Below are 12,509 nucleotides of genomic sequence, written 5' to 3'. Positions count from 1 at the left end.
TGGTCGCGAGCTGCTGCACGCCCTATGTCCACAACACGCTGATTGCCGCCGTGAGGATCATGAATCTCGGTGAGGTCCTGACGGTGGTGTCGGAATGGCGGCCGGCCGACTTCAGCAGCTTCGGACCATTCGAGGCTGCATTGCTTGCCCTGATTGGCCTTGCCTTGCATCGCGGCATCGTGCTGTCGCTGCCGCGCATCGCCCTGCTGCTGGTGCTGACGCATATGGCCTTGTCGCATATCCGATGTCTCGAGGCGTTCGCGTTTCTGGCCCCGCTGGCGATGGCAAGGCCGTTCAGAGACCAGGCCGCTTCTGCAATCTCTGCGGATACGATCGAAAGCGGGGCCTCGTCGCTCGTCTCCGCGCTGGGCGTGCTCGCCATCATCGGCGGCACGCTCGCCTCGACGATGGTCTTTGCTGCGCATCACGATTTCGCGTTCGTCAGGACGCAGGCGCCGGCAGCCGCACTCGACATGCTGCGGCAGCGCCACGCCGGGCGCATCTTCAACGACTATCAATTCGGCGGCTTTTTGATCGCGAACCACACCCCGACCTTTATCGACAGCCGGGCCGAGCTCTACGGCGAAAGATTCACGATGAACTATTTCGGGGCGGTCGAGGGCCGCAGTCTGGATCAGGTCGCCGGGCTGCTCGACGAGTTTCACGTCGATGCCACTCTGCTGGCTCCGGAAAGGCCCGCTGTGCAGCTTCTGGATCACGCGCCAGGCTGGACCAGACTCTATGCCGATGACATCGCCGTCATCCACGTCCGAACCGACAAGACCCGGGTGGGCAGCGCGACCGCCACAGACGCTGCCGACTGACTGCGATAGCGGGCGACGAATCGGCTGGAGATTTCAGGTGAGCATCCATGCGAAACCGGGCGCGATCTCCGATGTCAGCAGCGACCGGACCTGGCTTCGCAGGTGCGTCTTGCCAGCCGCATTCGTCGCCAGCCTTTACGGTTGGGCGCTTCTGGTCTCGACCTTCATCCGTCCCGGCTCGATCGGTCTGAACCTGATCGCGCCGGGGACGGACTGGATGGTGTTTTACGGCGCGGTCCGGTCGGCGCTCGCCGGCCATTTGCAGCTGATCATGAACGGGGATGATTTTACGGCGTATCTCAATCGCGCGTTCGCGGATTGGCTTTCGTCGCCTCTGGAATTTCGGCCCTGGTTCTATCCACCGAGCTTTCTCGTCCTGCTGCTGCCGTTCGCGCCGCTCGGCTTCATCGGCTCCTATTTTGCCTTCCAGATGGCCAGCGGCGGACTTCTCGTAGCCGCCCTCAAAATTGGCGCCGATGCCGTTTCCGGCCGCCATGTGACCGCGGCTGTCCTGCTCTCGCCCGCGGCCGCGATCAACATAGCCGATGGCCAGTGCGCGTTCCTGGTTGCGGCGATCATGATCTTTGGTATTCGCTGGCTCGAGACCCGACCGGTCCTCGCGGGGGCCGTGCTCGGTATTCTCAGTTTCAAGCCGCAGTTCCTGCTGCTCGTCCCGGTCGCGTTGCTTGCGGGGCGTCAATGGCGCGGCCTGGTCGCCGCCGCCTGCTCCACGCTCGTGCTGGCTGGGGCGAGCGCGGTTATCTTCGGAGCAGATCTTTGGACCTGGTGGGGGGCGCAGGCCATTGCAAATCTCGCCAGTCCCGAACCGAAATGGATTGAGTATGGCCGCATCTGGGGTCACAGCGTCTGGGCATGCGCCTTTCTGCTCGGGTTGCCAGACCTCCTGGCATCACTGCTGCAGCTCATGGCGATTGCCGCTTCCGCGGCCGCAACCTTTGTGGCCTTTCGCTCCTCACTCGGCAGCGACAAGCAGCTTGCGGTCTTGCTTGCGGCTGCGGTGCTGGCTGCGCCCCACTCCGGTCCCTACGACGCGATCCTGCTCGTAGCTGCGGTCGCCCTATGGCTCGCCGGCGAAATCAAAGCGCCAAACCGCTCGCACTGGCTGCTCGGCTTCGGCATCTGGCTGGTGCCGCTGGTGAGCCCGCCTGCTCTCGTGGTGGCCGCGCGGTTCGCGCCACTGCTGACGGTTGCGCTCATCGGACTTATCCTGAGCGAGCTTCGCGAGCCGAAGAGGCTAGAGGTCGGCGCCGTCGCCTGAAGCCGAGACTTGTCGCTCGCGCCGGCGAGGCGCGGGACGAGCGTCACACCACGGGCAATCCGCCCCGATGGCGCCGCAGGCGACCTGTGCGCGGTCGACAAAAATGCAAAAAGCCCGGCTCGTTGCCGGGCTTTTGCGAAAGCGACTTTAACCGGGTGAAGGGTGAGTGACGTTACGCCTGCGGCTGCGGCTCCAGCCCGGCGTCCGGATCGGGGCGCGGCCGCGGCTTGCCGGCCGGCGGCACTGCGGAGGCGCGCGGCGTGGACGGCTCCAGCACCGATTCGCGATTCGGCTTCTTGCCCTTGAGCAGATCGGTGATCTCGTCGCCGGTCAGCGTCTCGAACTCGAGCAGCCCCTTGGCCAGCGTCTCAAGATCGGCGCGCTTCTCGGTGAGGATCCGGTTCGCCTCGTGATAGCCTTCTTCGACCAGCCGCTTGATCTCGGAGTCGATCTTCTGGACGGTCGCTTCCGACGCATTCTGGGTGCGCGAGACCGACATGCCCAAAAACACCTCGTCCTGGTTCTCGCCGTAGGACACCGTGCCGAGCTCTTCGGACAGGCCCCAGCGCGTCACCATCATACGGGCGAGCCTTGTGGCCTGCTCGATGTCGGAGGCCGCACCCGAGGTGACCTTCTCGCGGCCGAACACCAGTTCCTCCGCAACGCGACCGCCCATCATGATCGCAAGGCGCGAGGTCATCTGCTCCAGCGACATCGACAGCTTGTCGCGTTCCGGCAGCTGCATCACCATCCCGAGCGCACGGCCGCGCGGAATGATGGTCGCCTTGTGAATCGGGTCGGTGGCGACGACGTTGAGGCCGACGATGGCGTGGCCGCCTTCGTGATAGGCCGTCAAGAGCTTCTCTTCCTCGGTCATCACGAGCGACTTGCGCTCGGCGCCCATCATCACCTTGTCCTTGGCCTCTTCGAACTCGGCCTGCGTCACCATGCGCTTGTTGCGCCGCGCCGCCGTCAGCGCCGCCTCGTTGACGAGGTTCATCAGGTCGGCACCGGAGAACCCGGGCGTGCCACGGGCGATGGTCTTCAGGTTGATATCGGGCGCGAGCGGCACCTTGCGCACGTGCACCTTCAAAATCTGCTCGCGGCCGACGACATCCGGGTTCGGCACCACGACCTGGCGGTCGAAGCGGCCGGGACGCAAGAGCGCCGGATCGAGCACGTCGGGCCGGTTGGTGGCCGCGATCAGGATCACGCCCTCATTGGCCTCAAAGCCGTCCATCTCGACCAGGAGCTGGTTCAGCGTCTGCTCGCGCTCGTCATTGCCACCGCCGAGGCCGGCGCCACGATGGCGGCCGACCGCGTCGATTTCGTCGATGAAGATGATGCAGGGCGCGTTCTTCTTGGCCTGCTCGAACATGTCGCGCACGCGGCTAGCGCCGACGCCGACGAACATCTCGACGAAGTCGGAGCCGGAAATGGTGAAGAACGGCACATTGGCTTCGCCCGCGACGGCGCGCGCGATCAGCGTCTTGCCGGTGCCGGGCGGGCCGACCAAGAGCACGCCGCGCGGAATCCGGCCGCCGAGGCGCTGGAATTTGCCGGGGTCGCGCAGGAATTCGACGATCTCCTGCAGGTCCTGCTTGGCCTCGTCGACGCCGGCGACGTCCTCGAAGGTGACGCGGCCATGCGCCTCGGTCAGCATCTTTGCGCGCGACTTGCCAAAGCCCATCGCCTTGCCGGCGCCACCCTGCATCTGGCGCGACAGGAAGATCCAGACGCCGATCAGGGCGATGAACGGCAACCACGAGACGAGCAGTGAGACGAACCACGGCACGTTGTCACCCGGCGGCTTTGCCGTGATCGAGACCTTGGCATCGTAGAGTCGCTTGACCAGGTTCGGATCGCTCGGCGCATAGGTCTGGAACGACGAGCCATTGGTGAAGGTTCCATGAATCTCCGGCCCCTGGATCAGAACGTCGCGGACGTGACCCTGGTCGACCTCGGTCAGAAGCTGCGAGAACGAGATGTCCTGCGAGGAGGCGCGCTGGCCCGGGTTCTGAAACAGCGTGAACAGCGCCAGGAGCAGAAGAACGATTATGACCCAAAGGGCGAAATTGCGCAGGTTGGCGTTCATCGATTTTCCTTCGTGGTCGCGCGGATCGCGGCCCTCAAGCCCTCTGGTTTGATCCCTGGGTTTTACGAGGGATTCCCCCGGTCGACCACGTTGTAATTTAGGTGCCGTCCGGACCGCTGCCAAGGGAACCGGATCGGACTATTTATACCCATTCTAACGCGATTCCCGTTCAAAAAATGACATCAAAGACAGCGTTTGGAAGGTGGTTAAGATTCTCGCGGCATATCAAATTGCCAGCCGCCGGTATTCACTTGCGCATCATAGCTGCACGATGGCGGCGCCGCGGCGCGGCCTCGATGCGAAGAGAGGTCGCGGTGAGGCTGATCAGCGCCCCGGCAAGAGTTTGTTTCAGGCCCTTTCCGGTCGATTTTCCTGCTGATCTTTGTCCTGATAGCGCCTGATCGAGCAGCGCGAGCAGCGACTCCACCTTGCCGAGCTCCACCGGCCCTTCGTAGGCGACGGCATTGATCGCGCGCATCAGCAGGCGGAGACGGACTTCCTCCGGCAAGGCGGCAAAATGTCCCGCGTCGACCAGCGTGGCCTTCGGCTCGCGCAGCGTGCTGAGGTGCCCGCTCGCGACCAGATAGCGCGCGGCTCCGTCGACCAGCACGTCGATGGCCGCATTGGCCCGCGCCAGCCTGTGCGCGAGGCGGGCCAGCACGCGCGCATCACCGCCTTCACTGCCGAGTTGCGGGAGCAGCGCGCGCAGCCGCGGCCGGGTGAAGGCAGGATCGCGGTTGGTCGGATCGTCAGCATAGGCGATTTTCGCCCGCTTCAGGGTTGCAATCAGCCGGCCCTTCGGGACGTTCAGCAGCGGGCGGACGAGGACGGCGCCCTCGCGCTCGCTCTCGCGCGCCATCGCGCCGAGGCCGGCGATGCCGCTGCCGCGCACGAGGCGCATCAAGAGCGTCTCGGCCTGATCGTCCCGGGTGTGGGCGATGAAAATGTGGCTCGCGCCCGCCGCGCGCGCGGCGTCCGCAAGCAAGCGATAGCGCGCCGCGCGCGCCGAAGCCGGCACGGCGCTCTTCGGCTTGTCGCCCATCCAGCGCAGCGTGCGATGTTCGAGGCCAAGCTCGCGCGCGAGGCGCTTGACGTCACGCGCCTCCCGTGCCGCCTCGTCCCGCAAGCCATGATCGATGGTGATGGCGACGAGACGCGGACCGCGCGTCAGCGCCCGCCGCCAGCGCGCCACCAGCCACATCAGCGCGACCGAATCCGGTCCACCCGACACGGCGAGCACGATCGCAGGCAGCGCCTTCCAGTCCGCGAACAGCTTTTTCGCTTCCTGGACCGAGATCGGGGCATTTTCCTCGTCGCGCATGATGCGGCCATTATGCGTGCAGAGACGGCCGGGCGCCACTCAGGCCTTGATGGATCGAACTGCGAGACACAAGATCTGACGCAACGCGCCAGGGAGCAGTATCATGAGCTCGCCACATGCAAAGGCTTCGCCGACGGATGCGGTCTGGTATTTCGACGTGATCTCGCCGTTTTCCTATCTTGCGCTCGGTGAGATCGAAAAGCTGGCGGAGCGGATCCGCATCGCCTACAAGCCGATCCTGTTCGCCGCGCTGCTCGAGCACTGGCGCCATCTCGGCCCTGCGGAGATTCCGCCAAAGCGCCTCCACACCTACCGGCTTTGCGTATTCGAGGCGGAGCGGCGCGCCATTCCGTTCCGCTTTCCGCCGCACCATCCGTTCAATCCGCTGAGGCCGCTGCGGCTGCTGGTCGCGCTCGGCGCGACGCCAAACGCCGTCCGCACCGTCATGAACAGCATCTGGCGCGATGGACTGGACCTGTCGGCGGAGGCGAGCTGGCAGATGACCTGCACCGCCCTCGGGCTCGATGTCGCGGACGCGGCCGCGCTGGTCGAGGGTTCTGATACGAAAGCCAAGCTCCGCGCCAACACCGAGGCTGCGGTCAAAGCCGGTCTGTTCGGCGTGCCGACATTGCAGGTCGGCAGCGAGCTGTTCTGGGGCGTCGATGCCCTGCCCATGGCACGGGCCTATCTCGACAATCCCGACATGTTCAAGTCCGAGGAGATGCGGCGCCTTGATTCGCTGACACCGTCCTCGACCCGCCCAGCGGCCTCGGGAGCTGGGTAGACCAGCCAGGCGGCAACGGAAGTCAGCACTTCACCCGCTTCTGCTCGCGATCGACGGCGGACTTCACCCCGGCGGAAGCGCGCGGATATTTCCGCCCGACCTCACCAAATGCGGCGCACGCGGCTTCCTTTTCCTTCAGCGCCGCCAGCGACTGGCCGAGCCGCAGCAGCGCATCGGGTGCCTTTCCCGACTTGTCGTATTTGGTGGTGACCGTGAGGAAGATCTCGGCCGCATCGCGATATTGCTGACGCTGGTACAGGCTCTCGCCGAGCCAGTATTGAGAATCGCCGATCAGCGGATCGCTGGGATATCTTTCCGCAAAATTGCGCATGATCTGCTCGGCGAGCGCATAGTCCCTGCGCTGCATGTAGCCGATGCCGAGATCGTACTCGTCGCGGGGTGTGTTGCCTGGAGGCGCGGTGGCAAGCACCCCGGCAGCGTTCGGATTGGCCTGCGGCGGCGGACTTCCCGGCGGCGGACGGCTGCCGGGGACATTGGCCTGCTCGGCCGGCTGCCCTGCCCCACGCGGCGCAGGCGCGCCCCCATCCGGTGGCATCGGAAGCCGTCCGCCACCCAGCGCCTGAGGCGCACCGGGTGCGTTCGGATTTTGACCCGGATCGAACGCATCGCCGCGGCGACGGCCACCCTGCGGGCTTGCAGGTGCGGATTCCTGAACGATCGGCGCGGGCGAGGCGATCTGGGGCTGGCCGTAGCCGCCTTGCTGTTGCCCATAACCCGGTTGGGGTTGGGCATAGCCGCCCTGGGCCTGCGGTTGCGGATAGCCCGGGTCGGCCGCCGCGCCCTGCTGGCGATAGCCGGGATCGAGCTGAATGGGCGGCGCGACAGCCGCGCTGGGCTGCGCGGCCGGCGGGCCACCGGGCGCACCTTGGCCGCCGCCCTGCAGTTGCCTCAGCCGCTCCTCGAGCTGCCGGTTGCGAAACTGCAGTTCCTCGTTCTGCCCGGTGAGCTGCCTGAGCTGATTCTCGAGCCGCTGGATCCGCAGTTCCGGATCCGGGTCATCGGATTGCGCGGGAGCGGCTGAACAGAGTGCCAAGCTTGCGACAATCGCCGCAGCGCATGTCGAGAAAAAAAAGCGGGATGACATTTTGCCCTGACAGATTGCCATGAAGGACCGGACGGGACCGGATGGGCGTAACCGCAAAACGCGCCCCATTGAGCGGCCTAGTACGCCAAAAATGTGACTGGCACAAATGCGCCTTTTGGCGCGAATTCAAAACGCAAAACCGGCACCTTGACGGCGCCGGTTTGCAACTCTGCGGGGATCGCGCGTGCGTCAGGAGCTGGCGTTCAACACCGTCACGGCGCGCCGGTTCTGCGACCAGCAGGAAATGTCGTTGCACACCGCGACAGGACGCTCCTTGCCGTAGGAGATGGTGCGCATCCGGCCGGGATCGATGCCCTTGGAGGCGAGGAAGGTGCGAACGGACTGGGCGCGGCGTGCACCAAGCGCGATGTTGTACTCGCGGGTTCCGCGTTCGTCCGCATGACCCTCGATCGTGAAGGAGTAGCGCGGATAGGTCTGCAGCCATTGCGCCTGCTTCTCCAGGGTCGCCACTGCCTGCGGCGTGAGATCGGTCTGGTCGCTTTCGAAGAACACGCGGTCGCCCACATTGACGACGAAATCCTGCTGGCTGCCCGGGGTGGCGGCATTCGCCATGGCATCGGCCGCCATGTTCTTGTTCGCGCACGCGCCCATCGACAGTGCGACCGCGAGCACCGCGGCAAGCTTCAATCCCTGGAGGATACGCATTTGGTATTTCATTCCGGAGCCTCCACGCTCACGTTCTTAAGACCTGTCATCCGGTCTACAGGGCGATGGTTAAGCGAACGTTCCGTCAACCTTGACGGGGTCTTGCCGACCCCGGTCAAATGCGAACGAATGCCGAAAAGCGATCGCGATGGTTAATGACTTGTAAAGGCCGGTCTGGGGTCAAGGCAAGCCGCTCCGGGACCGCCTGGACCTCAAATTTGGCCCAGCGTGGATAACCGGTGACACCCTGGAACCGGAACCTCGCGTCCGGTCTACGCTCGACCGCCGGAGACGCGCTCGCGGGCGGGTACCAGCGTCGGACGCGGCATGGCCTGCCGCAGGTCGGTCCGATCGAACAGCATCCGCCGCTCAAAAGCGCTCGATCGCATGATGGGAAACCGCGTTAGGATCTTTTCCCGGACATTCCGGAAATCCGACGCCATCAAGGCCGTTTTCTTCGAAACGTTGGGAAAAGGGCGCGGCTCGGCAATGGTCTCATACATACAGATACGGCGATAGAAGACCTGATGCTCGGGACGTACGAGCGCCAGTCCCGTATCTGCATTGAAATACTCGCAGGCCAGAAAAACCAGCCGTAGCGTCACATAGGGGAGTTCCTGGAAGCGGAGACTTTTTTCGGGATCGCCGGTAAAACGAGCCGGATCGATGAAAACCTCGCCACGATCAAGGCGGGGATGAAGAACATCACCGAACAATTCGGTCGCATAGGACGTCCGCCATTCCGAGGTCAGCACGTGAAGGCGCAGAGAACTGCAGAGTTCTCCGTCGACATAGATTCCGAAGAGCCAGGCGTTGGGCGCATCGTCATAGGAATCGTAGACGCGCAAAGACTCTGACGGTGCAATCAATCCACCGTGCAGATAAGCCCTGTAACGCATCAAATAGACGGCATCCTTTTCCTCAGGCGTTTCGAGGAGTCGGTAGTCAACCCGATCAAGTAGTCCTGATCCTCGCACAAATGACGACGTGTGCGATTCGGCCCCGGATGTCATCGATACGCCACCAACTTCCGCGAGCACTGCAAGAAGATGCAGGTTGTACTCGCCCCGCCCAAGAGGTTAATGGCCTCTTAACCGGATTGCAAAGCCTTAAGGACAACAGGGTTAAGTTTGCGGTCCGCAACCACCGGCTCGACGGCTGCAGCACGAGGCGCTGCCGACGGCCGCGCGTTTCAGCGCACAGCTCGCCCCGCTTGTCTGCGATCATGCCGGGGGCCCGAGTTGCGAGATCATGCTCAAGCCGCGACCCAGGGTGCGATCGGCTTCGTCCCAAACCCATCGCAGCTCAGGCAATCGATCGTACTAGACCGGCCGCCAGCTCGGGCTCGCCACGTCGGCCATGCGACGCGTTCAGAAGATGGCGCATCTGCGCTGCGGGCACCGGCCGGCTGAACAGATAGCCCTGTGCCTCGGTCACGGTGCCGTCGGTCGAGATCAGCTCGAGCTGCTCGTTGGTCTCGATGCCCTCGACCACGACGCGCATGCCGAGGTCCGCCGACAGCCGCGCCACGCCGCGCAGCAGCGTCAACGGACGATCGCTGTCGATCCCCTCCAGGAAGGAGCGGTCGATCTTGACTTTCTGCAACGGGAAGTTGTGCAGGTAGCTCAGGCTCGAGTAACCGGTGCCGAAATCGTCCAGTGAGATCCGCACGCCGAGGCCCTGGAGCTGGGACAGCACGTCGTGGGTCAGCTGGGTGTTGTGCAGCAGCGACGATTCGGTGATCTCGATCTCGAGGCGGTCCGCCGGCAGGCCGGAGACTTCAAGCGCATAGCGGACCTCGCTGAGCACGTCGCGCTGATGGAATTGCTGCGGCGAGAAATTCACGGCAACGCTGACCCGTTCCGGCCACTTCATGCATTCCGTGCAAGCCTTGCGCAGGATCCAGCGGCCGAGGTCGATGATCAGGCCCATATCCTCGGCGACGGGGATGATGTCGATCGGCGACACCGTGCCGCGAACCGGATGATTCCAGCGCAGCAGCGCCTCACAGGTGGTGATCCTGCCCGACTTGAGGTTGATCAGCGGCTGATAGAACAGCTCGAATTCCTCGCTGAGCAGCGCCTTGCGCAGGTCGAGTTCCAGGATGCGGCGTGCTTCCACGGTTTGCGCAAGCTCGTCGCGGAAGAAGCAGAAGGTGCCGCGGCCATCGGCCTTGGCGCGGTACAGCGCCATGTCGGCGTTCTTCATCAGCGTGTCTGCGCTGGTCCCGGGCGTCGCAATCGCAATGCCGACGCTGGCGCCGATCTCGACCAGATGGTTGTCGATTTTGTAGCGCTCGCTGAGCTGGTCGACGATCCGCCGCGCCAGGTTGGCGGCCTCCTCGTTGGAGCGGATATCGCGCTGGAACACCACGAATTCGTCGCCGCCGAAGCGCGCGACGAAATCCTCCGGCCGCAGCATCCGGCGCAGCCGCTCGGCGACCGCGCAGAGCAGCTGGTCGCCACAGGGATGGCCGAGCGTGTCGTTGACCTGCTTGAACTGGTCGAGGTCGACGAACAGCAGCGCAGAGATCCGGCCACGCTCCTGCGGAAGCGCGAGCACGCGTTCGATCTCGCCGCGGAAGCTGACGCGGTTGGGCAGTTCCGTCAATTCGTCATAGCGCGCCAGGTGACTGATCCTCGCTTCGGCCCGGCAACGCTCGGTGACGTCCTCAAGCAGGACGACGGCGCCGCCATCTTCCATCGGCTGGAAGGTCCATGACAGCGAGCGGTCGCGCAGCAGGTCGGGATCGGTGGTGATCATGTCGCGCGCCTGCGTGTGCTCGATTTCCGCGAGAATCAACCTGCCGCTGGCAGCCGAAATGGCGCCCCCGGCCACGCAGGCGTCGACGATCTCGGACGCGGTCGGTTGGCTGGTGACGATATCATCGGGCAGATTCAGCATTTCTAGGAAGCGGTTGTTCATCACAACAAGCCGGCCGTCGGCGCGAAACATCGAGAGCCCGTGCGGCATATTGTTCAGTGCAGTGTCGAACTGCCGCGCAAGCGCCGCCTCGCGCTCACGCGCCACGATCGCGCGCATGACTATCCTGTGCAGATTGGCCGAGATTTGCATCAGTCCCATCAGAAATGTCGCACTCAGGGCCGACATCGCGACGTAGTATGGAGTGCCGCGTAACGCCAATGCGATGACGGTTGGACCGAAGCTGAGGGCAGCCTGCAGCTGAAAGATCCATTGCCGTCCATAGGCCCTGCCCGCGGCTCCCGCCAGGAGCCCGCTGGTGACCGACAGGCAGATCATGTGGGCCACGGCGTCATCGCTGCTCAGCAGGGTGACGGAGCACCATATGCCGACCGCAGCGGACTGAATCATCGCCCCGATCTGATAACGCTTTTGCCAGCGGGCAGCTTCTTCGACGGTCAGGGACGCTTTGCGAGCTTGATACCGCAACAAATCGCCTGCCCGGACAGTTCCGGCCACGATGAGAAGCGAGACACACGCCCAAATCAGGATTTCTCCTGTCTTGAGCGCAGTCATGGCTGCCGCGACGGCCACGAAGACGATGCCTGCAAGCAGCGGGCCGCCAGCTTCGAACTGCGAATCGATCAGCGCCGCCGAGAGCGTCGACGAGATCCCCTGATCGTTGCCGTTTCCTTGTTCGTCTGCCAATTGCATTCGGGCCCGCGTGCACGTTCCTCTTCAGAGGGTGCCTTCTTACCTGCCCGAGATGAAGCCTTTCTGAGGGAACATCGTTAGCGCAAAGTTGCTTCGCCACGATTTACCCGTAAATTCGCCGGAATCCCGCGGCAGCCACAACCAACAGTAAATATCGTTTCCGCCCGCAATCGTTGCTCAGGACAACAGCGGTGACCAGGCCGGGTCGGAGGCGAAGCCGGGGGTCGGCACCTTCAACTCGTTGCGGCCCGAAATGTCGATCGTGTAGAGCGAGGGTCCGCCGGTGCCGCCGGGATCGCGGAAGAACATCAGGACGCGCCCGTTCGGCGAGAAGGTCGGCCCTTCATTGTGGAAGCCGGAGGTCAGGATGCGCTCACCCGAACCGTCGGGCTTGATCAGGCCGATCGCAAACTGCCCGCCGCCCTGGCGCGTGAAGGCGATGTAGTCGCCGCGCGGCGACCATACCGGCGTGGAATAGCTGGCATTAACGTCGTCGCGCGCGAACGAGATGCGCTGCGCCTGGCCACCCTGTGCCGGCATCACATAAATCTGCGGCTTGCCGCCGCGATCAGACTCGAAGCAGATCTGGCTGCCGTCAGGAGAATAAGACGGAGACGTGTCGATCGCCGGCGTGTCGGTCAGCCGCGTGGTGGATTTCGAGCGCAGGTCCATCACGAACAGGTTGGAATTGCCGCCCTGCTGCAGGCTCATGATGATGCGCTGGCCGTCCGGCGAGAAGCGCGGCGAGAACGACATGCCGGGGAAATTGCCAACGATCTCGCGCTGCCCGGTCTCGATG

At 64.2% G+C, this 12,509-nt stretch carries 8 protein-coding genes and 2 pseudogenes; 3 read left to right on the top strand and 7 right to left on the bottom strand.

Features of this window, described 5'->3' with window-relative positions:
• Window positions 1-824, top strand: a pseudogene (locus JOZ76_RS20480) (hypothetical protein); the annotation flags it as partial.
• Window positions 825-861: 37 nt separating this feature from the next.
• Window positions 862-2,103: a glycosyltransferase family 87 protein gene (locus JOZ76_RS20475; RefSeq protein ID WP_291701242.1), complete on the top strand. Its 1,242-nt coding sequence runs from the start codon at window positions 862-864 to the stop codon at window positions 2,101-2,103.
• A 172-nt stretch (window positions 2,104-2,275) separates the two neighbouring features.
• Here JOZ76_RS20475 and ftsH read toward each other — a convergent pair whose 3' ends face one another.
• Together ftsH and tilS are read right to left on the bottom strand one after the other, a co-directional pair.
• Window positions 2,276-4,198, bottom strand: a complete 1,923-nt coding sequence (gene ftsH / locus JOZ76_RS20470) for an ATP-dependent zinc metalloprotease FtsH (RefSeq protein ID WP_291701240.1) — start codon at window positions 4,196-4,198, stop codon at window positions 2,276-2,278.
• A 247-nt stretch (window positions 4,199-4,445) separates the two neighbouring features.
• On the bottom strand, window positions 4,446-5,519 hold the full coding sequence (gene tilS / locus JOZ76_RS20465) for a tRNA lysidine(34) synthetase TilS (protein WP_291701244.1): 1,074 nt from the start codon (window positions 5,517-5,519) through the stop codon (window positions 4,446-4,448).
• A gap of 103 nt (window positions 5,520-5,622) precedes the next feature.
• On the opposite strand from tilS, the gene JOZ76_RS20460 reads away from it, so the two are divergent.
• Entirely contained in the window at window positions 5,623-6,303 is a 681-nt protein-coding gene (locus JOZ76_RS20460; protein WP_291701238.1) for a 2-hydroxychromene-2-carboxylate isomerase, read from the top strand.
• Window positions 6,304-6,325: 22 nt separating this feature from the next.
• Here the strand turns inward: JOZ76_RS20460 and ybgF are convergent, their stop codons facing one another.
• From ybgF to tolB, 5 genes and pseudogenes are all read right to left on the bottom strand, one after another.
• Window positions 6,326-7,408, bottom strand: a complete 1,083-nt coding sequence (gene ybgF / locus JOZ76_RS20455) for a tol-pal system protein YbgF (RefSeq protein ID WP_291701236.1) — start codon at window positions 7,406-7,408, stop codon at window positions 6,326-6,328.
• Between the two features lie 189 nt (window positions 7,409-7,597).
• Window positions 7,598-8,086, bottom strand: a complete 489-nt coding sequence (gene pal, locus JOZ76_RS20450) for a peptidoglycan-associated lipoprotein Pal (protein WP_291701235.1) — start codon at window positions 8,084-8,086, stop codon at window positions 7,598-7,600.
• A 260-nt stretch (window positions 8,087-8,346) separates the two neighbouring features.
• Complete coding sequence (locus tag JOZ76_RS20445) at window positions 8,347-9,087, bottom strand: N-acyl amino acid synthase FeeM domain-containing protein (protein ID WP_291701234.1); 741 nt, start codon at window positions 9,085-9,087, stop codon at window positions 8,347-8,349.
• 292 nt (window positions 9,088-9,379) lie between these two features.
• The gene (locus tag JOZ76_RS20440) at window positions 9,380-11,710 is read right to left on the bottom strand and encodes a putative bifunctional diguanylate cyclase/phosphodiesterase (RefSeq protein WP_291701233.1); all 2,331 of its coding nucleotides are present in this window, start codon (window positions 11,708-11,710) and stop codon (window positions 9,380-9,382) included.
• A gap of 177 nt (window positions 11,711-11,887) precedes the next feature.
• Window positions 11,888-12,509: pseudogene (gene tolB, locus JOZ76_RS20435) on the bottom strand (Tol-Pal system protein TolB); the annotation flags it as partial.

This window comes from Bradyrhizobium sp. (assembly GCF_019244115.1).
Lineage (GTDB): Bacteria > Pseudomonadota > Alphaproteobacteria > Rhizobiales > Xanthobacteraceae > Bradyrhizobium.
This window is presented reverse-complemented; position numbering and strand designations above follow the sequence as displayed.

Excerpts from the sequence above, each read along its gene's own strand:
- ftsH (WP_291701240.1), bottom strand. The coding sequence starts at position 4,198 with ATGAACGCCAACCTGCGCAATTTCGCCCTTTGGGTCATAATCGTTCTT.
- tilS (WP_291701244.1), bottom strand. The coding sequence starts at position 5,519 with ATGCGCGACGAGGAAAATGCCCCGATCTCGGTCCAGGAAGCGAAAAAG.
- JOZ76_RS20460 (WP_291701238.1), top strand. The coding sequence starts at position 5,623 with ATGAGCTCGCCACATGCAAAGGCTTCGCCGACGGATGCGGTCTGGTAT.
- ybgF (WP_291701236.1), bottom strand. The coding sequence starts at position 7,408 with ATGTCATCCCGCTTTTTTTTCTCGACATGCGCTGCGGCGATTGTCGCA.
- pal (WP_291701235.1), bottom strand. The coding sequence starts at position 8,086 with ATGAAATACCAAATGCGTATCCTCCAGGGATTGAAGCTTGCCGCGGTG.
- JOZ76_RS20445 (WP_291701234.1), bottom strand. The coding sequence starts at position 9,087 with ATGACATCCGGGGCCGAATCGCACACGTCGTCATTTGTGCGAGGATCA.
- JOZ76_RS20440 (WP_291701233.1), bottom strand. The coding sequence starts at position 11,710 with ATGCAATTGGCAGACGAACAAGGAAACGGCAACGATCAGGGGATCTCG.